Source organism: Nocardioides pacificus, from assembly GCF_054775955.1.
In genome coordinates this window covers 1,350,570-1,368,725 of sequence record NZ_BAAHCI010000005.1, presented here as the reverse complement: position 1 = coordinate 1,368,725, position 18,156 = coordinate 1,350,570, and the positions used below count along the sequence as shown (strand labels likewise).

The following is an 18,156-nucleotide window of genomic DNA, read 5'->3' as shown; positions in this document are numbered from 1 at the left end:
TGCTTCTGCTCCCCCGCGGTCCTTTCCAAACCTCTGGACTGGACCGGAAGTCCTACAAGTTGCAGTTGCCGCGCGCGACCACCACCGCCGGTCCGGTGAGCAGGACCCGGTCGGTCGAGGTCCACGTCACGGCCAGCTCGCCGCCGGGGACGTCCACCCGATAGCGCAGATCGCGCTCCGGAGGCTCCTGGGCACCGTCGACGAGCGCGGCCGCGACCATGACCGCGCAGGCGCCGGTGCCGCACGACCTGGTCTCGCCGGACCCCCGCTCGTGGACCCGCATCGCGACGTGGCGCTCGCCGCGCCGGACCACGAACTCGACGTTGACCCCGCGGGGATAGAGGGCGGCGTCGAAGGCCGGCTCCTCCAGCAGGGGACCCGCCTGCGCGAGGTCGTCGACGAACGCGACCGCGTGCGGATTGCCCATGTCGACGTGGCGCGCCGCCCAGGCGCGCTCACCCACCGCGACCTTCGACTCGCCGAGCGCGCGCGGCGTGCCCATGTCGACGGTGATCAGGCCGTCGTGATCGACGGTCAGCCGCTTGATGCCGTCGCGGGTCGCGACCGCGAACGGCGCCCGGGGGTCCACCAGCCCCTCCTCGATGAGGTGCTGGCCGAGCACGCGGACGCCGTTGCCGCACATCTCCGAGATCGAGCCGTCGGCGTTGCGGTAGTCCATGAACCACTCCGCCTCCGCGGCGCGCTCCCGATGGGGCACCGGCATGGCAGCCGTGCGGATGACGCGGATGACGCCGTCCCCGCCGATGCCCGCACGCCGGTCGCACAGCGCCGCCACCCGCGCGGCGTCGAGGTCGCCGTGCACGCTGCCGTCGTGGTCCGGGAGCAGCACGAAGTCGTTCTCGGTGCCGTGGCCCTTGAGGAACGGATAGCTCATGAGGTGTAGATCCGATCGGCGTAGGAGGGGCCGTAGTAGGCGTCGAGCTCCTCGACGCTCTGCTCGGGCACGTCGAGGCGGTGCGCGATGACCGCGCGGCGCGGCACCGTCCCCGTCGGGTCCCAGGTCTTCGGCTCCCACAGCTGCGAGCGCAGGAACGCCTTCGCGCAGTGGTGGAAGACCTCGTCGATGTCCACGACGACCGCCAGCCCCGGCCGGTGCCCCTGGACGACCATCTGCTCGAAGTACGGCGCGTCGGTGACGAGTCGGGCCCGCCCGTTGACGCGCAGCGTGTCGCCGCGGCCGGGGATCACGAAGAGCAGCCCGACCTGAGGGTTCTCGAGGATGTTGCGATAGCCGTCCGCGCGCCGGTTGCCCGGGCGCTCGGCCACCGCGATCGTGCGGTCGTCGATGACGTGGACCAGGTCGCCGGCGGGGTCGCCCTTGGGCGAGGCGTCGCAGGTCCCGTCGGCGGCGGAGGTGGCCAGCACGCAGAACGGCGACGCGGCCAGCCAGTCGCGGTCGAGGTCGGTCAGGGCCGGGCGGACCTTGTCGCGCACCCGCGGGAGCGGCTTCCCGAGCAGCGCGACGAGCTCGTCGACGGTGGTCAGGACGGTCTCGGTCATGCGCGGAGGGTACTCCGTATCAGCGACGCGGGCGCACGACCATCGCGGAGCCTCCCCCGCGCCGGGTCGGCTCGGCCACCGCCGTCAGCAGGCCCCGCGGACCGAACCCGATGCCGGTGGCGGCACCGATCTGGGCCTGGCTCGTGAACGCGTCGCCCGCCGGCGACAGCTCGTGCCCGTACGGCGCGAGCAGGTCGCCGTAGGCCTCGATGAACTCCGGCTCGGCCGTCACCTTCGCGGTGTTGCGCTGCGAGGCGCGCGGGGCGGCGAGGGCGGCCGGCAGGCCCATCCCGCGGTCGAGGTGGTTGACGAGGATCTGCAGCACGGTCGTGATGATCGTGGATCCGCCGGGCGAGCCCAGCGCGACGTACGGCTTGCCGCGGCGCAGCACGATCGTCGGCGACATCGAGGAGCGGGGGCGCTTGCCCGGCTGGATCCGGTTGGGGTCGTCGGCGTCGTAGACGGTCGAGAAGTCCGTCAGCTCGTTGTTGAGCAGGAAGCCACGGCCCGGCACGACGATGCCCGACCCGCCGGTCTGCTCGATGGTCAGCGTGTAGGACACGACGTCGCCCCACCGGTCGGCGACCGTGAGGTGGGTGGTGGAGATGTTCTCGGTGTCCTCGGCCCGCTCGCCGCTGCTGGGCGCGGCCTCGCACTGCCCGTCGTACGACGTGATGTCGCCGGGCGCGGTCGGCTTGGTCATCGCGGTGTCCGGGTCGATCAGGCAGGCGCGCTCGGCGCCCCAGCGGTCGCTGAGCAGGTCGGCCACCGGGACGTCGGTGTAGCGCGGGTCGCCGAGGTGCGCGGCGCGGTCGGCGAACGACAGGGCGCTCGCCTCGAGGTAGCGGTGCAGGAGGTCGGGCAGCTCGGTGGTCCGCGGCGAGGGCACGGCGGCCTCGAGGATGTTCAGCGCCTCCCCGACCGTCGTGCCGCCCGACGAGGAGGGCGCCATCCCGAAGACGTCGAAGCCGCGGTAGCGCATCCGGGTCGGCGCCTGGTGGCGGACCCGGTAGCGCGCGAGGTCCTTGCGGGTCATCGACCCCGGCGGCACGGGAAGCGTGGTGCGCCGGGTCGTCGGAGGCTTGCGGACGGCCCGGACGACGTCGGCCGCGAGCGGGCCGCGGTAGAAGGCGCGAACGCCCTTGCGGGCCAGCAGCCGGTAGGTGCGGGCGAGGCCGGGGTTGCGGAAGCGGGACCCCACGCGGGGCGCGTCGCCGCGGGGCAGGAACAGCCGCCGGGTGGAGCGGAACGCCCGGAAGCGCTCGGCGTTGTCCAAGGTCTGCTCGCGGAAGGTGGCGTCGACGACGAAGCCCTGCTCGGCCAGTCGGGTCGCGGGAGCGAGCGCCTGACCCAGCCGCATGCTGCCCCAGCGCCGCAGGGCACGCTGCCAGGTGGCCGGTGTCCCGGGGACGCCGACCGAGACGCCGCTGGTGACCAGCTCCGGGGTGAACGGGTAGGGCTCACCGGTGGCGGGGTCGATGAACGCGTCCGGGCGGATCCCCGCCGGGGCGGTCTCGCGCCCGTCGATGGTGCGCACCCGGCCGGTGCGCGCGTCGTAGTGGACGAAGTAGCCGCCACCCCCGAGGCCGGCGCTGTAGGGCTCGGTCACGCCGAGCGCGGCCGCCGCGGCCACAGCGGCGTCGGTCGCGTTGCCCCCTCGTCTGAGCACCCGCAGCGCCGCTCGGCTCGCCTCCGGGTCGACGGTGCTGACCGCGCCGCCGAAGCCACGCCGTACGGCGCTGCGCGGGGGCGGGGTGGGGCGCGGCGGGGCGAGCTGGTCGAGCCCCTCCTGAGTCGCGGACGCCGGGCGCGCCGATGGAGGGGCGGCGGCGACGGCGGGGAGCACCGCCACCGCCGTGGCCAGCGACGTGCTGAGGACGAGGGCTGCGAGCGGGCGAGAAGGACGCATCTGTGCTCCCGAGAGGAGGACGGAGACCGGGAGGCCAGCGTGCTCCCTCGCGGCCCCGCTTGTCGAGGGCCCCGCCTGTCGAGGGCCTCGATTGTCGCGGGCCCGCTCAGCCCCGCACCACGTCGTACCGCGCGCAGGCGAAGTCGCGGTTGCGCCCGACCTCGGCCAGCCTGAGCTCGAGCCGCCGCGGCAGCAGCGGGGCGCCGGCGCCGAGGGTGACGGGGGCGTACTGCACCCAGACCTCGTTGAGCAGGCCGGCGTCGGCGAACTGGCCGGCCAGGTCACCGCCCCCGACCACCCACACGTCTCGATCGCCGGCCGCGGCCACCAGCTGCGGATGCAGCGACGCGACGTCGCCTTGCGCGAAGCGGATGTCGCCGTCGCCGTACGGCGCGAGGTCGCGGTGGGTGACGACCCAGCACGGGACGTCGTAGTCCCAGCCCGTCGTGCCCGTCTCGCTGTGGTGGTCGAGGATCCACTGGTAGGTCGTGGCGCCCATCGCGAGGGCCCCGATCCGGGAGATGAACCCGGCGTAGCCCATCGGCCCGTGCTCGTCGACGTCCCGACTGAGCAGCCAGGACAGGGAGTGGTCGGGGTCGGCGATGAAGCCGTCCAGCGAGCTCGCGGTGTAGTAGATCGTGCGGGTCACGGGGTCTCCTGAGGGTTGTCGGACGGGGTGCCGGCTGTGCCGCGCAGCCACTCGATCGGGTCACCGTGGTCGACCGCGTGGCCATCGGTGCGCAGCAGCAGGCGGACCAGCTGACGCCGGGCTGCGGCGTAGGTCAGGACGTGGGCCACGACGCTGGCCAGCACGAAGCTCTCGGGTGGGTCGCACAGCGCGTCGACGAGGGTGTCGCCCCAGGCACCGCGGCGCTCGATGTCGCGGACCGCGGCCAGCCAGCGGGGAGCCACCCGCTCGAACCGCTCCGCCAGCGCCGAGGGGTCGTCCTGTCCGTCGGGCGGGTGGTCGGTTCCCTCGATCGAGGCGACCCACAGCTCCTTGGTGCGGACCAGGTGGGTGACGACGTCCGCGATCGACTCCTCGGGCCCCTCCCACGACAGCAGGCTGGCGCCGCCGAGTCGCACCCTGCGGTAGGCCTCCGGGTCCAACGTCCCCACCAGCCGCAGCAGCTCACGGGTGTCGTCGACGTCGTGGTGGACCAGGTGAGCGGTGAGCGGGTCGGTGGTCATGCTCGACGCCTCCTGCTGCACCCACAGGCTGAGCGGCGGATGGAAGTGGATGCCGTTGGGCGCCGGGAGCCAGTGCGCGTCCCGGGCAGCTCCATTCGGCCCCCCGCCCCCGGGTGAGCTGGGCGGCGTCGAGCTGAGTGGCGTCGAGCTGGGCGGGTGACCGAAGGCGCGTGCGAACGCCCGGGCGAAGCCGTCCACGGACTCGTAGCCCGCGGCGAACGCCACGTCGATGACCCGTTCCCCGCGCCGGAGCTGCCACGCCGCGCGCTCCAGCATCACCCGGCGGCGCATCGCCACCGGGGGCTCTCCCGCGCCACGGCTCAGCTCCCGGCTGAAGTGCCAGGGCGACGAGAACGCGTGGCTCGCCATGTCGCCGAGGCGCTCGTTGTCCTCGGCGAGGACGGCGTCGAGGAGCTCGCGAAGCCGGTCTCTGCCGGCAGGGTCTGTCATGCGGTCAGTCTGACGCGCAGACGCGGGTCAGCGCCCGACCGTTCTTGCTGCGTTCCGCACTGCCTCCACAGCGAGCTCCACCCGGTCGGGGTCGTCCCAGTCGACCCACACGATCCGTGGGTCCTTGGTGAACCACGAGTCCTGGCGCCGCGCGAAGCGGCGGGTCGCGATCACCGTCCGCTCGCGTGCCTCGTCCAGGCTGAGCTCGCCGGCCAGGTGGGCCGCCACCTCGCGGTAGCCGATCGCCCGGCTCGCCGTCAGCCCCTCGGACAGCCCCTCGCCCAGCAGGCGCTCGACCTCCGCCACGAAGCCGGCCGCGAACATCGCGTCGACCCGACGCTCGATCCGTGCGTCGAGGGTGGGCCGATCGATCCGCACTCCGATCTGAACGGTCGCGGGGTCCGCGTACTCCAGCTCGGGCAGCGAGGCGCTGTAGGGCCGACCGGTGATCGCGACGACCTCCAGGGCGCGGACGACGCGGCGGCCGTTCTCGGGGAGGATCCGCTCGGCGGCCTCCGGGTCGGCGAGGCTCAGCCGCGCGTGCATGGCGCCGGAGCCGTGCTCGGCCAGGTCTGCCTCGAGCGCGCGTCGTACGTCGGGGTCGGTGCCGGGGAACTCGAAGCGGTCCACGATCGCGCGGGTGTAGAGGGCGGAGCCCCCCACGAGCACCGGGGTCGTGCCGCGGGCGCGCAGCACGCCGATCAGGTCGCGGGCCCACTCCTGGAACTGCGCGACGCTCGCAGGCTCGCGCACCGAGAGCCGGTCCAACAGGTGGTGCGGGATCCCCCCTCGCTCGTCGGCCGCGAGCTTCGCGGTGCCGATGTCCATGCCCCGGTAGAGCTGCATCGCGTCGGTGTTGATGACCTCGCCGCCCAGCCTCTCGGCCAGATCCAGGGAGAGCCCGGTCTTGCCGGAGGCGGTCGGTCCGACGACGGCGACCACCGGTGGGGCTCCCAGCGGGAGGTGCGGCGGGGTGTCGGGGGTGGGGGCCATGGCCGCTAGTGTTCCAAACGTGACCGACCCCGACCACGGACGCTTCGTCGTCGTGCCCGCGTCCTACGTCTTCCTCATCCGCGACGGCGTCGCGGGCCCCGAGGTGCTGCTGCAGCTGCGGCAGAACACCGGCTACATGGACGACCATTGGGCAGCAGCCGCAGCCGGCCACGTGGAGCGCGGCGAGACGGCGTACGACGCGGCGCGGCGCGAGGCCCTCGAGGAGCTCGGCGTGAGCGACGTCGACCTGCACTTCGAGTTCACGATGCAGCGCACCGCGAGCGGCGAGCCGATCGACGAGCGGGTCGACTTCTTCTTCAGCGCCCGCTCCTGGCACGGCGAGCCCCGGATCATCGAGCCGGAGAAGTGCGCGGCGCTGCGCTGGTGCCGCCTCGACGCGCTCGACGACCTGCCCGCGCCCGTCGTACCCCATGAGCGCAAGGCGCTGGGCGCGCTCTTCGGGCACGAGAAGTATCTGACGCACGGCTTCTGAGTCGCCTGCTCGTGACCCCTCTTCGTCGCCGGGCCGATTGCCCGGCCCTGAAGTGGGAACCGCCCTCGTGGGAGTGCCACACCGACTGGAGGGAGTCACGATGACCGAGCAGGACACCAAGAGCGACCCGGTGACCGCGAAGCTGGGCCCCAAGCCCGAAGGCTTCGTCGAGGAGCCGCAGCTCTATCCCGGCGGGGCGGACTCCGTCCAGGACCAGGAGAAGTACGGCGCGATCCCGGACGCACCGTTGATCCCCGACCCGGTCCCGGAGACCAACCCGGCCGTCGAGGACAAGGCGCCCGACGAGATCACCGAGGCCGACGACAAGAAGCAGGAGCCCGACGTCGACTCCGGCACTGAGACCGAGAGCGGCAACGAGGAAGCGCACAACCCGGAGGAGCCGCCCGCATGAGTGACCCGAAGCCGTTCGAGCCCGATGACGAGGCACGTGAGTCCCTCCCCAACGCCGGTGGACGCGAGGGTCTCGCCGGCGAGATGGGTGTGAGCAGCGAGCGGCTGGGCCACGCCGGTCCCGGACAGAGCGCCAACACCGACGGGACCCGACCGACGCTGACACCGGACGACCCGGCTGCGGGCGAGGCTCCTCCCGAGCAGGCGACGGGTGGGCCGGAGTTCAACACGATGCCGGGCACGGACGAGAGCAAGGGAGGCGACGCGTGAGCGGATTCGACGTCGAGCCAGGGGTCGACGACCCGATCGAGCAGGCAGACGGCGTGGCCGCCGCCGGGGAGTATGAGGCGGACGAGACGACGGTCTCCGAGGACACGGGCACCCGCTACGCGCCCGATGGTGAGCCCCAGGCGACGCCCGAGGACGAGGTCGCGCTCGAGGACGACGAGCTCTGACGGCCCGTCAGCCGCAGGCGGGCGCCGGAGGCAGCGGAGCGGGGGCGCCCAGGCTCGGCATGCCGAGCGACACGCCACTGGGGGCTGCCGGAGCGGCGTTGCGCGCCTCCCAGGCGTCGCCGGAGCGGGTGCGTCGTACGGCGAGCACCGGGCCGTCGGCCACCAGGTGGTGGGGGGCGGCGTAGGTGACCTCCACGGTGACCATGTCTCCGGGGCGGACAGCGGGAGCGCCCTGGCCGAGCACCGAGAAGTCGGCCTCGAAGTGGACGAGACGGTTGTCGGGCGCACGCCCGGAGAGCCTGTGGGTGGCGGCGTCCTTGCGGCCCTCCCCCTCGGCGACCATCAGCTCGAGACGGCGGCCGACCTGGCGCTTGTTCTCCTCCCAGGCGACGTCGTTGACCACGTCGACGAGGCGCTGGTAGCGGTCCTTCACGACCTCGGGCGAGATCTGGTCGGGCAGCGTGGCCGCGGGGGTGCCGGGCCGCTTGGAGTACTGGAACGTGAAGGCACTGGAGAAGCGCGCGGCGCGGACGACGTCGAGAGTGGCCAGGAAGTCCTCCTCGGTCTCGCCGGGGAAGCCGACGATGATGTCGGTGGTGATCGCGGCCTCGGGCATGGCGGCGCGCACGCGCTCGATGATGCCGAGGAACTTGGTCTGGCGGTAGGAGCGGCGCATGTCGCGCAGCACCTTGTCCGAGCCCGACTGCAGCGGCATGTGCAGGCTCGGCATCACGTTGGGGGTCTCGGCCATCGCCTCGATGACGTCGTCGGTGAACTCCGCGGGGTGCGGCGAGGTGAAGCGCACCCGCTCCAGGCCCTCGATCTCGCCGCAGGCGCGCAGCAGCTTGCTGAACGCCTGGCGGTCGCCGAACTCCACGCCGTAGGCGTTGACGTTCTGGCCCAGCAGCGTCACCTCGGTGACGCCCTCGTCGACCAGCGCGCGGACCTCGGCGAGGATGTCGCCGGGGCGACGGTCCTTCTCCTTGCCGCGCAGCGCCGGAACGATGCAGAACGTGCAGGTGTTGTTGCAGCCGACCGAGATCGACACCCACGCGGCGTACGCCGAGTCACGCTTGGTGGGCAGCGTGGAGGGGAAGACCTCGAGCGACTCGAGGATCTCGACCTGCGCCTCCTCCTGCACCCGGGCGCGCTCGAGCAGCACCGGCAGCGAGCCGATGTTGTGCGTGCCGAAGACGACGTCGACGTAGGGCGCCTTGGTGGTGATCGTCGCGCGGTCCTTCTGCGCGAGGCAGCCGCCGACGGCGATCTGCATCCCCGGCTTCGCGGCCTTCACCGGCGCGAGGTGGCTGAGGTTGCCGTAGAGCTTGTTGTCCGCGTTCTCCCGCACCGCGCAGGTGTTGAACACGACCACGTCGGCCTGCTCGCCACCCGGCGCGGGGGCATAGCCAGCGTCTTCCAGGAGGCCGGTGAGCCGCTCGGAGTCGTGGACGTTCATCTGGCACCCGTAGGTGCGGACCTCGTAGGTGCGTGGTGTGGCAGTCATGACCGCTCAAGGGTACGGCGCGGGGCCGCGCGGCTCCTAAGCGAGCGAGCGGGCCGCCCGGTGGTGCCACCACCCACCGCCGGCCAGCTGCAGCGCGCCGAGCGCCAGGAAGCCCAGGTCCCACGACAGCGGCGCGCCCAGGTCGTCGCGGACGTGGTGGACCCCGAGGATCTGGTGGTCGATCAGCCCCTCGACGAGATTGAAGATCCCCCAGCCCGCCAGCACGAGGCTGAAGTGGAAGGACCAGGACGGCGCGAGCCGCCCCTGGCGCCACATCGCCAACGTCGAGAGCGAGGCGGCCAGGACCAGGAGCCAGGTGGCGACGTGGAAGAACCCGTCGGCCAGGGTGTTGAGCTCCAGGCCCGCGAGCGTGTCCATCGGGGCGTCGTCGGTGTGGCTGACCATGTGGTGCCACTGGAGGATCTGGTGCAGGACGATGCCGTCGACGAAGCCGCCCAGGCCCAGGCCGTAGAGCAGCCCGGCGGTCTTCGACGGGGGACGCCTCTCGGCTGTACGACGTTCGTAGGTCGCGACGTTGGCCATGGCGTCGAGTACCCGTTCGCACCCCCTGATAACGGGTACCGGCCCGCCATGAGCAACGCCATGAGCGACGACGCCCTCTCCGACAACGAGTCCGCCCAGCTGCACGGGAGCATGGCCGACGAGCAGCGCGGCGACTCGGTCTCCGCCGCCGCCGAGGACTGGGCCAAGACGCACGGCAAGGAGGACGCCTCCCCCGAGGAGAAGGTCGCCGGCTACCTCGAGAGCATCGCGGGCGACACCGCCCCCACCGGTTCGAGCGACCTCCCCGGCCCCACCTGATCCCCGCCCGGGCCCTCATCGGATCCTGGACGGCGAGCGGGCGCTCGCCGTACTCACAGAAGGTCACGAGACGGTTCCGGTTGGCGCCCGTCCGCGCTCAGGCGTGGCCTGACCAGACCAGTTGGCGCTAGGTTCCTCGCCATGACAGCGCTGGAGAAGAACCCCGCCCCCACGGGCAAGGGCGAGCCGCTCGTCGTGCTCGAGGGCGTCAACAAGTGGTTCGGCGACCTGCACGTGCTGCAGGACATCAACCTCACGGTGCACCGCGGCGAGGTAGTCGTGGTGATCGGCCCCTCCGGGTCCGGCAAGTCGACGCTGTGCCGCGCGATCAACCGGCTGGAGACGATCGAGAAGGGCACGATCACTCTCGACGGGCAGCCGCTGCCGCAGGAGGGCAAGGCGCTGGCCAAGCTTCGCGCCGAGGTCGGCATGGTCTTCCAGAGCTTCAACCTCTTCGCCCACAAGACGATCCTGGAGAACGTCACCCTGGGCCCGATCAAGGTGCGCGGCAAGAAGAAGGCCGACGCCGACAAGCGCGGTCTCGAGCTGCTCGAGCGCGTGGGCATCGCCCACCAGGCGGAGAAGTACCCCGCCCAGCTCTCCGGCGGGCAGCAGCAGCGCGTCGCCATCGCACGGGCGCTGGCGATGGACCCCAAGGTGATGCTCTTCGACGAGCCCACCTCGGCGCTGGACCCCGAGATGATCAAGGAGGTCCTCGACGTCATGGTCGACCTCGCCGAGCGCGGGATGACCATGGTCGTGGTCACCCACGAGATGGGCTTCGCTCGCACCGCCGCCGACCGCGTGATCTTCATGGCCGACGGCGCGATCGTCGAGGAGAACACCCCCGAGGAGTTCTTCACCAACCCGCGCTCGGATCGGGCCAAGGACTTCCTCGGCAAGATCCTCAAGCACTGACAGACCCTGCACCGACCAGCACTGACCATCAGCAACGGGGCCGACCGGCTCGGGACAGAAGGAGACACAGATGCGACTCATCAAGACGAAGGCGGTCCTGGCGGCCGCCGGGCTCGCCCTCTCCCTCGCGGCGTGCGGCGACGCCGGCGACGACGACGCGAGCGACACCCCCGAGGTGGAGGTCGCGGACAACGCCGCGGACGAGTTCGACGACGGCACCACGATGAAGGAGCTGGCCGAGGCCGGCAAGATCACCGTCGGCGTGAAGTACGACCAGCCCGGGCTCGGCTTCAAGGGCGCCACCGACGACATGCCGTCGGGCTTCGACATCGAGATCGCCAAGCTCCTGGTCGCCGACCTCGGCATCGACCCGACCGACACCAGCGCCGTGACCTGGAAGGAGACGATCTCGGACAACCGGGAGCCGTTCCTCGAGGCCGGCGAGGTCGACCTCGTGCTCGCGTCGTACTCCATCACCGACGAGCGCCGCACGGTCGTCGGTCAGACCGGGCCCTACATGATCACCGGCCAGCAACTGCTGGTGAAGAAGGGCAGCGACATCACGGGCGTCGAGGACATCGAGGGCATGGAGGTCTGCTCCGTGACCGGGTCCACCTCGCTGGAGAACGTCGAGGCCGAGGGCGCCAAGCCGCGCGGCTTCGACACCTACTCCGAGTGCCGCGACCAGGTGCTCAACGGCACCGTCGACGCGATGACGACCGACGGCTCGATCCTCCTTGGCTACGCAGCCCTCAACCCGGACGAGCTCGAGGTCGTCGGTGACGAGTTCTCCGAGGAGCGCATCGGAGTCGGCTACGCCAAGGGCGACACCGCCATGTGCGAGTGGATCAACGGCGTGCTCGAGGAGTCCTACGAGAACGGCAAGTGGGAGGCCGCCTGGGACGCGACGCTCGGCGAGTCCGGCGAGGAGGCCCCCGAGCCGCCGGCGCTGGACGAGTGCCAGTCCTGATCGAGGCTTGACCACGTGCTCCACGTGGGCGTGGGCCGGGCCGGATGCCCGGGCCACGCCCACGCCCCTGCTGAACGGAAGGCGGTGACCTGAGTGAACGACATCTTCTCGAACTTCGATCTGTACCTGAGGGCGTTCGGCATGGTCCTCGCCCTGTTCATCGTCTCCGGGATCGCCTCGCTGATCCTGGGCACGCTGCTGGCCGCCCTCCGGGTGGGGCCGGTCAAGGTGCTGGCCCGGGCGGCCGCGGTCTACGTGACCGTGGTGCGCAACACGCCGTTGCTGATGATCTTCATCTTCATGGCGATCGCGATGCCCAAGCTCGGCTACACCTTCAAGTCCGTCGAGGACATCACCGACGCGCTGACCCCCGGAGACTGGTACGTCTCCGGCTTCTTCTTCCGCTCGGCCCTCGCCCTGAGCCTGTACACGGCGGCCTTCGTCTGCGAGGCCTTCCGCTCGGGCATCAACTCCGTCCCGCTGGGCCAGGCCGAGGCGTCGCGCGCCATCGGGCTCACGTTCGCGGGCTCGATGCGGCACGTCGTGCTGCCCCAGGCGCTGCGCGCGGCGGTGCCGCCGCTGGCCAGCGTCCAGATCGCCCTGATCAAGAACACCTCCATCGCGGGTGTGTTCGGGATCCTGGAGGCCACGGCGCGGATGAAGTACTTCACCAATCGCAACGCCGACGAGCGGGAGGTGGTCTTCGTCATGTTCGCGGTGGGCTACATCGTCATCGTGGAGGTCGTCTCCTTCGCGGCCAACCGACTCGAGAAGCGATGGGCGGTGGCCGCGCGATGAGCAGCAGCGTCCTCTTCGATGCCCCCGGTCCCCGCACCAAGGTCCGGCACCGGCTCTACACCCTCGCGGGTGCCCTGCTGGTGCTCGGCGCCCTGGCGTTCGCCGCCAAGCGCTTCCACGACTACGGGCAGCTCGACTATGCCCTGTGGGAGCCGTTCGTGACTCCCAAGTTCGTCGAAGCCCTGCTCGTGGACGGGCTGATCAAGACGCTCCAGATGGCCGGTCTGTCGATCCTCTTCGCGGTCGTCTTCGGCGTGTTCTTCGGGATCGGGAAGCTCTCCGAGCACCGGTGGGTGCGCTGGCCGTGCTGGCTGGTCGTCGAGTTCTTCCGGGCCGTGCCGGTGCTGCTGCTGATGATCTTCCTGTTCTTCGCCTACGGGGTGGGCGAGAACGGAATCGGCGCCTACTGGTGCGTAGTGATCGCGCTGACGCTCTACAACGGCTCGGTGCTCGCCGAGATCTTCCGCGCCGGCGTGCTCGCCGTTCCCTCCGGGCAGGCCGAGGCCGCCTACGCCATCGGCATGCGCAAGTCCCAGGTGATGGGCATCGTGCTGATGCCGCAGGCCGTGAAGATCATGCTTCCCTCGATCATCAGCCAGTGCGTCGTGGCCCTCAAGGACACCAGCCTTGGATATGCGATCAGCGCGCCCGGCCTGACATTCGTCGGCAAGCAGATCTACGGCGAGTTCCCCGTCCAGGTGCAGTCGGCCATCGTCGTCACGGCCATCTACGTCGTGGTCAACCTAATCCTCACCGCCGTGGCGACCTGGGTGCAGAAGAAGTTCGTGGGCGAGAAGGAGCTGACGGTCCCGGGCGTCGGGAACACGGACGGTCGGGCCGTCTGAGCCGGTGGGCGCGTAGGGGGCTGCCGTTTGGTCCCCAACGGCGTGGAAAAGCCGCCATCGGCCGTCGTTCGTGACCAATCGAGACCTCCGCGAGGTGCTACCTTCAGCGACTGTGACCGAGAACACGTTCTACTCCCCCGCCCTGCCCGAGCTCGGCTTCTACGGGCTGGCCGGGCATAGCGCCACCCCGCGAGACCTGCTCGACGAGGTACGGCTGGCCGAGGAGCTCGGGCTCGGGTCGGTCTTCCTCTCCGAGCGGTTCAACACCAAGGAAGCGGCGACGCTCGCGGGCTCGGCCGGCGCGGTGAGCGAGCGGCTCGGCATCGCGACCGCCGCCACCAACCACAACACCCGCCATCCGCTCGTGACGGCGACGTTCGCCACCACGATGCACCGGCTCACCGGGGGCCGCTTCGCGCTGGGCGTGGGCCGCGGCTTCGACATGCTCTTCGACGTGATGGGGCTCCCCCGGGTCACCTCGGCCCAGATGGAGGACGCCATCGGGATCTGGCGGCGGCTGTGGCACGGCGAGGCTGTCGCCGGTCACGAGGGGCCGGCCGGCTCCTACCCCTACCTGAGCCAGGACTCAGCCTTCGACGAGGACATCCCGGTCCTGATGATGGCGATGGGCGGCAAGACCCTCGAGCTCGCCGGCCGGGTCGCCGACGGCGTCGTGCTGCACACCTACTTCACCGACGAGACGCTCGCGCGCTCGGTCGCGGCGATCCGCAGGGCCGCCGAGCAGGCCGGTCGCGACCCGCACGCCGTACGCATCTGGTCGGTGCTGGCCACCGTCGAGGACCACGTCTCCGAGGAGCGCCGGCTGCGCAAGACCGTCGGGCGGCTGGCGACCTACCTGCAGGGGTACGGCGACCTGCTGGTGCGCGTCAACGGGTGGGACCCCGCCGCGCTGCAGCGCTTCCGCGACGACCCGCTCGTGCAGGGCTATCCGGGGGCGTTCGACGCCATCGGGACCCCCGACGAGCTCTCCCACCTTGCCGAGGTCCTCCCCGCCGAGTGGCTGGCCGCGTCCGCAACCGGCTCCGCCGACCACTGCGCGAAGCGGGTCCAGGACCAGCTCGACGCGGGTGCGGACTCGGTGATCCTGCACGGGGCCACGCCGTCGGAGCTGGCGCCGGTGGTGAGCGCTTGGCGCGACGTACGGCCTGAGGGGCTCGACGTGCTGCCGGTCAATCCTGGGCACAGCCGGGGTCACGACCGGGCGGGGGCACAGCGATGAGCACCCCTGTCATCGCACAGCCGGTCGTCTCGGAGCCCTCCCAGCTCACCGCCTCCTGGCTCACTGGGGCGCTGCGCGCCGGTGGACACGCGGGCGCCCGCGTCGACCACGTGACCGTGGAGCGCGTCGGCTCCGGCCAGATGGCCTCCTGCTACGCCGTGCGGTTGGTCGGCGACGGGGTGCCGGCCCGACTGCTCGCCAAGCTGCCCAACCCGGATCCTGCCGCGCGACCGATGGCTGCCGGCGCCTATCGCAAGGAGGTGCAGTTCTATGCCGAGATCGCGCCGACGGTCGAGGTGCGCACGGCGCAGTGTCACTACGGCGCGATGGACGAGGAGTCCTCGTCGTTCACGCTGCTGCTGGAGGATCTGAGCCCCGCCGTCCAGGGCGACCAGGTCGCGGGCTGCACGCCGGAGCAGGCGCGCGCGGCCGCCGTGAACCTCGCGGGACTGCACGGCCCCCGCTGGTGCGACCCGAGCCTGCTGGACATCGACGGCTACCAGCTCAGCGAGCCGGAGGACGCCGAGCTGCTGGCCGGCCTGGCCCCGGACGCGCTGCACCGCTTCCTTGACGCGCTCGGCGACCGGCTCGACGAGAACGACCGGCAGACGCTGGCGGACACGATGGACGTGATCGCCGCCTGGTCGCTGGGTCGGACCGAGCGGTTCGGGCTGGTACACGGGGACTACCGACTCGACAACATGCTCTACTCCCCCACGTCCGGAGAGGTCACCGCCGTCGACTGGCAGACGCTCAGCCTGGGGCTGCCGGCCCGCGACCTCGCGTTCTTCGTCGGGACCGGGCTGTCCATCGACGACCGCCGTCGCCACGAGCACGACCTGGTCGCGGCCTACCACGCCGCGCTCACGTCGTACGGCGTCGAGGGCCACTCGCTCGACGAGTGCTGGGACGACTATCGCTTCTCGATGCTGCAGGGGCCGCTGATCAGCGTCTTCGGCTGTGCCTACGGGACGCGTACGGCGCGCGGCGACGACATGTTCGTGACGATGGTGCAGCGCTCGTGCGCCGCCGTACGGGACCTGGGGACGCTGGATCTGGTCTGACGGAGCGTCGCCGATTGGGCAGAGACTGCATGCTCCGGCGCGATTTCGATGCCGTTGGGGACCAAACGGCAGCCCTGGCGCCCACCCCGCTCTGGGAGGATGCACGGTGTGACCACACCCAGGACCCGCAGCCGGATGACGAGTGTCGAGCGCCGGGCGCAGCTGCTCGAGGTGGCGCGCTCGTTGTTCGCGGAGCGCGGGTTCGACGGGACGTCGATCGAGGAGATCGCCGCTCGGGCGGGGGTGTCCAAGCCGGTGGTCTACGAGCACTTCGGGGGCAAGGAGGGCGTCTATGCCGTCGTCGTCGACCGCGAGGTCACGCACCTGCTGACGGTCATGCAGGCCGCGCTGACCGGAGGTCCGCGTCGGATATTGGAGGGCGCGACGATGGCGCTGCTCGACTACATCGAGGCCTCGCCCGACGGCTTCCGGATCATCACCCGCGACAGCCCGATCGGGTCGTCGACGTTCCAGACGATCATCGGCGACGTCATCGGCCAGGTCGAGGGGATCCTGGTCGACGAGTTCGCGCGGCTCGGGCTCGACGCGGCGATGGCGCCGATGCATGCCCGGATGCTCGTCGGCATGGTCGCCTCCACCGGTCAGTGGTGGCTCGACCACCGCTCCCCCGACAAGCGCGAGGTCGCCGCCCATCTGGTCAACCTGGCCTGGAACGGGCTCTCGGCGCTGGAGGCGGAGCCGCGCCCGCTGCGCCTGGCCTGATCCGTCCCCCTCGAGTCAGGACGCGGCCAGCACCTCGACCCGGTTGCCGTGGCCGTCGAAGGCATGGAGCCGCTCGTAGCCCTCGAAGTCGTGCCGCTGCGACCAGTCGACCTCGGAGCCGAGCGCAGCCAGTCGCACGCCCAGCGCCTCGAGCACTCCGACGTCGTCGACGACGAGCGCCGGGTGTGCTTTGCGGGCGGGCGCGAACGGATCCTCCACGCCGACGTGGATCTCGGCGGCGACGGCCCCGCTCGCGTCGTACGCCCGGAACCACGCGCCGCCGCGCGCGGCCAGCTCGGCGGGCTTGTCGACCTCGCTCATCCCGAGGCCCTCGCCATAGAACCGGCGCGCGGCCGGCTCACCGCCGGGCGGGCAGGCGACCTGGACGTGGTGGAGCCTCATGCCGCGTCTCCCTCCTGCGGCACGGCCGCCTGGGCGACCACGAAGACCCGCCGGAACGGCAGCACCACCCCGTGCTCGCGAGGCGGGTACGCCGCACGGAGGCGTCGCTTGAACTCGGTCTCGAAGTCCGTGCGCACCTCGTCGGGCAGCGCCTGCAGCGTCGGACGCGCCCCGGTGCCCGACACCCACGCGAACACCGGGTCCTCCCCGGTCAGCACGTGCATGTAGGTGGTCTCCCAGGCGTCCACCCGGCAGCCGAGGCCGGCCAGCGCCTGGAGATAGGTGGCTGCGTCGTGCGCGTCGGGGGTCGCGACCCCCGCGGTGTGGGAGGCGAACCGCGGCTCCGCGGCAAGGTCGCGGCGGATCGTGTGACTGGGCTCGTCGAAGTTGCCCGGCACCTGGAAGGCCAGCCAGCCACCGGGGGTGACCCGGCGCACCAGGGCGGGCAGCAGGTCGAGGTGGCCGGGCACCCACTGCAGGGTCGCGTTGGAGACCAGCACGTCGACGAGGGGTCCGGGCTCGCCGAGCCAGTCGCGGAGATCGGCCACCTCGAACCCGATCTCGCCGGACCCGATCTCGCCGGACCCGATCTCGCCGGACCCGATCTCTCCGGAGCCGACCTCGGCGGCGTCGTCCTGCGCCATGTCCCACCGGGCTCGCTCGATCATCTCCGTCGAGCTGTCGATCCCCCGCACCCGGGCCTGCGGCCAGCGCTCGGCGAGCAGCCGGGTCAGGTTGCCGGGCCCGCAGCCGAGGTCGACGACGCTCGCCGGGTCCTCGGGGACGACCCGCTGGACCAGCTCCACGAAGGGGCGCCTGCGCTCGTCGGCGTAGGCGAGGTAGTGCTCCGGGTCCCAGCTATGCATGAGCGCCTCCAAAGTCTCTTGACGTCAAGACAGTCTGGATCTGATTTATCTCGATGTCAAGATTCTCGATCGAGGGCGCTAGCATGGCGGCATGCGTGACGAGGTGGACGAGCTCGTCGAGGCGTGGGCGCGCGAGCGCGGCGACCTCGACCTGGGTCCGGTGGAGGTCTTCAGCCGGATCAGCCGTCTCGCGCGCCAGCTCGAGCTCGCCCGTCGCGCGGCGTTCAGCGCCCAGGCGATCGAGCTGTGGGAGTTCGACGTGCTCGCCGCCCTGCGCCGCGCGGGCACGCCCTACGAGCTCTCCCCCGGCCGGCTGCTGCGCGAGACGCTGGTGACCAGCGGCACGATGACCAACCGCGTCGATCGTCTGGCCGCCCGCGGCCTCGTCGAGCGGCTGCCCGACCCCCGGGACCGCCGAGGCGTGCTGGTCCGACTCACCGCCGAGGGCAAGACCCGCGTCGACGCCGCCTTCGAGGCCCTGGTCGCCGCCGAGCGCGACCTGCTCGCCGTACTCCCCGTCGCCCAGCGCCGGCAGCTGGCCGACAGCCTGCGCGGCCTGCTGTCGTCCTTCAGCTGAGGCT

23 protein-coding genes are annotated in these 18,156 nt (G+C 71.6%); 13 read left to right on the top strand and 10 right to left on the bottom strand.

Going from position 1 to position 18,156, the window contains the following annotated elements; all coding sequences use genetic code 11:
- Positions 1-52 precede the first annotated feature (52 nt).
- The 6 genes from dapF to miaA all read right to left on the bottom strand — a co-directional run bounded on the left by dapF (position 53) and on the right by miaA (position 6,064).
- Entirely contained in the window at positions 53-895 is an 843-nt protein-coding gene (gene dapF / locus ACYU7L_RS09210; protein ID WP_460795319.1) for a diaminopimelate epimerase, read from the bottom strand.
- Positions 892-1,521: a pyridoxamine 5'-phosphate oxidase family protein gene (locus tag ACYU7L_RS09205; RefSeq protein WP_460795317.1), complete on the bottom strand. Its 630-nt coding sequence runs from the start codon at positions 1,519-1,521 to the stop codon at positions 892-894. The genes dapF and ACYU7L_RS09205 overlap by 4 nt, the downstream gene beginning before the upstream one ends.
- A gap of 19 nt (positions 1,522-1,540) precedes the next feature.
- Positions 1,541-3,430: a gamma-glutamyltransferase gene (gene ggt / locus ACYU7L_RS09200; RefSeq protein ID WP_460795315.1), complete on the bottom strand. Its 1,890-nt coding sequence runs from the start codon at positions 3,428-3,430 to the stop codon at positions 1,541-1,543.
- A 106-nt stretch (positions 3,431-3,536) separates the two neighbouring features.
- A complete protein-coding gene (locus ACYU7L_RS09195; protein ID WP_460795313.1) occupies positions 3,537-4,079 on the bottom strand; it encodes a dihydrofolate reductase family protein in 543 nt (180 codons plus the stop codon).
- Positions 4,076-5,071 (bottom strand): helix-turn-helix domain-containing protein, encoded by a 996-nt coding sequence (locus tag ACYU7L_RS09190; RefSeq protein ID WP_460795310.1) that lies wholly within the window; start codon positions 5,069-5,071, stop codon positions 4,076-4,078. Before ACYU7L_RS09190 ends, ACYU7L_RS09195 begins: the two co-directional genes overlap by 4 nt.
- A gap of 27 nt (positions 5,072-5,098) precedes the next feature.
- Positions 5,099-6,064 (bottom strand): tRNA (adenosine(37)-N6)-dimethylallyltransferase MiaA, encoded by a 966-nt coding sequence (miaA, locus tag ACYU7L_RS09185; protein ID WP_460795308.1) that lies wholly within the window; start codon positions 6,062-6,064, stop codon positions 5,099-5,101.
- A gap of 19 nt (positions 6,065-6,083) precedes the next feature.
- Here miaA and ACYU7L_RS09180 point away from each other — a divergent pair, with 19 nt between their 5' ends.
- The 4 genes from ACYU7L_RS09180 (at position 6,084) to ACYU7L_RS09165 (ending at position 7,423) form a co-directional block, all read left to right on the top strand.
- Complete coding sequence (locus ACYU7L_RS09180) at positions 6,084-6,557, top strand: NUDIX domain-containing protein (protein ID WP_460795304.1); 474 nt, start codon at positions 6,084-6,086, stop codon at positions 6,555-6,557.
- Positions 6,558-6,657: 100 nt separating this feature from the next.
- On the top strand, positions 6,658-6,969 hold the full coding sequence (locus ACYU7L_RS09175) for a hypothetical protein (RefSeq protein ID WP_460795302.1): 312 nt from the start codon (positions 6,658-6,660) through the stop codon (positions 6,967-6,969).
- On the top strand, positions 6,966-7,238 hold the full coding sequence (locus ACYU7L_RS09170) for a hypothetical protein (RefSeq protein ID WP_460795299.1): 273 nt from the start codon (positions 6,966-6,968) through the stop codon (positions 7,236-7,238). The genes ACYU7L_RS09175 and ACYU7L_RS09170 overlap by 4 nt, the downstream gene beginning before the upstream one ends.
- The gene (locus tag ACYU7L_RS09165; protein WP_460795297.1) at positions 7,235-7,423 is read left to right on the top strand and encodes a hypothetical protein; all 189 of its coding nucleotides are present in this window, start codon (positions 7,235-7,237) and stop codon (positions 7,421-7,423) included. The genes ACYU7L_RS09170 and ACYU7L_RS09165 overlap by 4 nt, the downstream gene beginning before the upstream one ends.
- A 7-nt stretch (positions 7,424-7,430) precedes the next feature.
- Here ACYU7L_RS09165 and miaB read toward each other — a convergent pair whose 3' ends face one another.
- Entirely contained in the window at positions 7,431-8,927 is a 1,497-nt protein-coding gene (gene miaB, locus ACYU7L_RS09160) for a tRNA (N6-isopentenyl adenosine(37)-C2)-methylthiotransferase MiaB (RefSeq protein WP_460795294.1), read from the bottom strand.
- A gap of 36 nt (positions 8,928-8,963) precedes the next feature.
- Positions 8,964-9,470, bottom strand: a complete 507-nt coding sequence (locus tag ACYU7L_RS09155) for a DUF2243 domain-containing protein (protein WP_460795292.1) — start codon at positions 9,468-9,470, stop codon at positions 8,964-8,966.
- A 60-nt stretch (positions 9,471-9,530) separates the two neighbouring features.
- Here ACYU7L_RS09155 and ACYU7L_RS09150 point away from each other — a divergent pair, with 60 nt between their 5' ends.
- From ACYU7L_RS09150 to ACYU7L_RS09115, 8 genes are all read left to right on the top strand, one after another.
- Complete coding sequence (locus ACYU7L_RS09150) at positions 9,531-9,749, top strand: hypothetical protein (RefSeq protein ID WP_460795290.1); 219 nt, start codon at positions 9,531-9,533, stop codon at positions 9,747-9,749.
- 141 nt (positions 9,750-9,890) lie between these two features.
- On the top strand, positions 9,891-10,667 hold the full coding sequence (locus ACYU7L_RS09145) for an amino acid ABC transporter ATP-binding protein (RefSeq protein WP_460795287.1): 777 nt from the start codon (positions 9,891-9,893) through the stop codon (positions 10,665-10,667).
- 70 nt (positions 10,668-10,737) lie between these two features.
- A complete protein-coding gene (locus ACYU7L_RS09140) occupies positions 10,738-11,637 on the top strand; it encodes a glutamate ABC transporter substrate-binding protein (protein ID WP_460795285.1) in 900 nt (299 codons plus the stop codon).
- A 93-nt stretch (positions 11,638-11,730) separates the two neighbouring features.
- Entirely contained in the window at positions 11,731-12,435 is a 705-nt protein-coding gene (locus ACYU7L_RS09135) for an amino acid ABC transporter permease (protein ID WP_460795283.1), read from the top strand.
- Positions 12,432-13,280 (top strand): amino acid ABC transporter permease, encoded by an 849-nt coding sequence (locus ACYU7L_RS09130; protein WP_460795279.1) that lies wholly within the window; start codon positions 12,432-12,434, stop codon positions 13,278-13,280. The genes ACYU7L_RS09135 and ACYU7L_RS09130 overlap by 4 nt, the downstream gene beginning before the upstream one ends.
- 112 nt (positions 13,281-13,392) lie before the next feature.
- Positions 13,393-14,520 (top strand): TIGR03857 family LLM class F420-dependent oxidoreductase, encoded by a 1,128-nt coding sequence (locus tag ACYU7L_RS09125; RefSeq protein WP_460795275.1) that lies wholly within the window; start codon positions 13,393-13,395, stop codon positions 14,518-14,520.
- Positions 14,517-15,584 carry a phosphotransferase family protein gene (locus ACYU7L_RS09120; protein ID WP_460795272.1) on the top strand — a complete coding sequence of 356 codons (1,068 nt, stop codon included), beginning with the start codon at positions 14,517-14,519 and terminating at the stop codon, positions 15,582-15,584. The genes ACYU7L_RS09125 and ACYU7L_RS09120 overlap by 4 nt, the downstream gene beginning before the upstream one ends.
- A gap of 99 nt (positions 15,585-15,683) precedes the next feature.
- Positions 15,684-16,307, top strand: coding sequence for a TetR/AcrR family transcriptional regulator (locus ACYU7L_RS09115; RefSeq protein WP_460795269.1), 624 nt, complete (start codon positions 15,684-15,686; stop codon positions 16,305-16,307).
- Between the two features lie 15 nt (positions 16,308-16,322).
- Here ACYU7L_RS09115 and ACYU7L_RS09110 read toward each other — a convergent pair whose 3' ends face one another.
- Positions 16,323-16,709 (bottom strand): VOC family protein, encoded by a 387-nt coding sequence (locus tag ACYU7L_RS09110; RefSeq protein ID WP_460795266.1) that lies wholly within the window; start codon positions 16,707-16,709, stop codon positions 16,323-16,325.
- Positions 16,706-17,575, bottom strand: coding sequence for a methyltransferase domain-containing protein (locus ACYU7L_RS09105; protein ID WP_460795264.1), 870 nt, complete (start codon positions 17,573-17,575; stop codon positions 16,706-16,708). Before ACYU7L_RS09105 ends, ACYU7L_RS09110 begins: the two co-directional genes overlap by 4 nt.
- 91 nt (positions 17,576-17,666) lie before the next feature.
- Between ACYU7L_RS09105 and ACYU7L_RS09100 the strand changes: the two genes are divergently transcribed.
- Positions 17,667-18,152, top strand: a complete 486-nt coding sequence (locus ACYU7L_RS09100; protein ID WP_460795261.1) for a MarR family winged helix-turn-helix transcriptional regulator — start codon at positions 17,667-17,669, stop codon at positions 18,150-18,152.
- Positions 18,153-18,156: the final 4 nt, after the last annotated feature.

Excerpts from the sequence above, each read along its gene's own strand:
- dapF (WP_460795319.1), bottom strand. The coding sequence starts at position 895 with ATGAGCTATCCGTTCCTCAAGGGCCACGGCACCGAGAACGACTTCGTG.
- ACYU7L_RS09205 (WP_460795317.1), bottom strand. The coding sequence starts at position 1,521 with ATGACCGAGACCGTCCTGACCACCGTCGACGAGCTCGTCGCGCTGCTC.
- ggt (WP_460795315.1), bottom strand. The coding sequence starts at position 3,430 with ATGCGTCCTTCTCGCCCGCTCGCAGCCCTCGTCCTCAGCACGTCGCTG.
- ACYU7L_RS09190 (WP_460795310.1), bottom strand. The coding sequence starts at position 5,071 with ATGACAGACCCTGCCGGCAGAGACCGGCTTCGCGAGCTCCTCGACGCC.
- miaA (WP_460795308.1), bottom strand. The coding sequence starts at position 6,064 with ATGGCCCCCACCCCCGACACCCCGCCGCACCTCCCGCTGGGAGCCCCA.
- ACYU7L_RS09175 (WP_460795302.1), top strand. The coding sequence starts at position 6,658 with ATGACCGAGCAGGACACCAAGAGCGACCCGGTGACCGCGAAGCTGGGC.
- ACYU7L_RS09170 (WP_460795299.1), top strand. The coding sequence starts at position 6,966 with ATGAGTGACCCGAAGCCGTTCGAGCCCGATGACGAGGCACGTGAGTCC.
- miaB (WP_460795294.1), bottom strand. The coding sequence starts at position 8,927 with ATGACTGCCACACCACGCACCTACGAGGTCCGCACCTACGGGTGCCAG.
- ACYU7L_RS09155 (WP_460795292.1), bottom strand. The coding sequence starts at position 9,470 with ATGGCCAACGTCGCGACCTACGAACGTCGTACAGCCGAGAGGCGTCCC.
- ACYU7L_RS09150 (WP_460795290.1), top strand. The coding sequence starts at position 9,531 with ATGAGCGACGACGCCCTCTCCGACAACGAGTCCGCCCAGCTGCACGGG.
- ACYU7L_RS09145 (WP_460795287.1), top strand. The coding sequence starts at position 9,891 with ATGACAGCGCTGGAGAAGAACCCCGCCCCCACGGGCAAGGGCGAGCCG.
- ACYU7L_RS09140 (WP_460795285.1), top strand. The coding sequence starts at position 10,738 with ATGCGACTCATCAAGACGAAGGCGGTCCTGGCGGCCGCCGGGCTCGCC.
- ACYU7L_RS09130 (WP_460795279.1), top strand. The coding sequence starts at position 12,432 with ATGAGCAGCAGCGTCCTCTTCGATGCCCCCGGTCCCCGCACCAAGGTC.
- ACYU7L_RS09120 (WP_460795272.1), top strand. The coding sequence starts at position 14,517 with ATGAGCACCCCTGTCATCGCACAGCCGGTCGTCTCGGAGCCCTCCCAG.
- ACYU7L_RS09115 (WP_460795269.1), top strand. The coding sequence starts at position 15,684 with ATGCACGGTGTGACCACACCCAGGACCCGCAGCCGGATGACGAGTGTC.
- ACYU7L_RS09110 (WP_460795266.1), bottom strand. The coding sequence starts at position 16,709 with ATGAGGCTCCACCACGTCCAGGTCGCCTGCCCGCCCGGCGGTGAGCCG.
- ACYU7L_RS09105 (WP_460795264.1), bottom strand. The coding sequence starts at position 17,575 with ATGCATAGCTGGGACCCGGAGCACTACCTCGCCTACGCCGACGAGCGC.
- ACYU7L_RS09100 (WP_460795261.1), top strand. The coding sequence starts at position 17,667 with ATGCGTGACGAGGTGGACGAGCTCGTCGAGGCGTGGGCGCGCGAGCGC.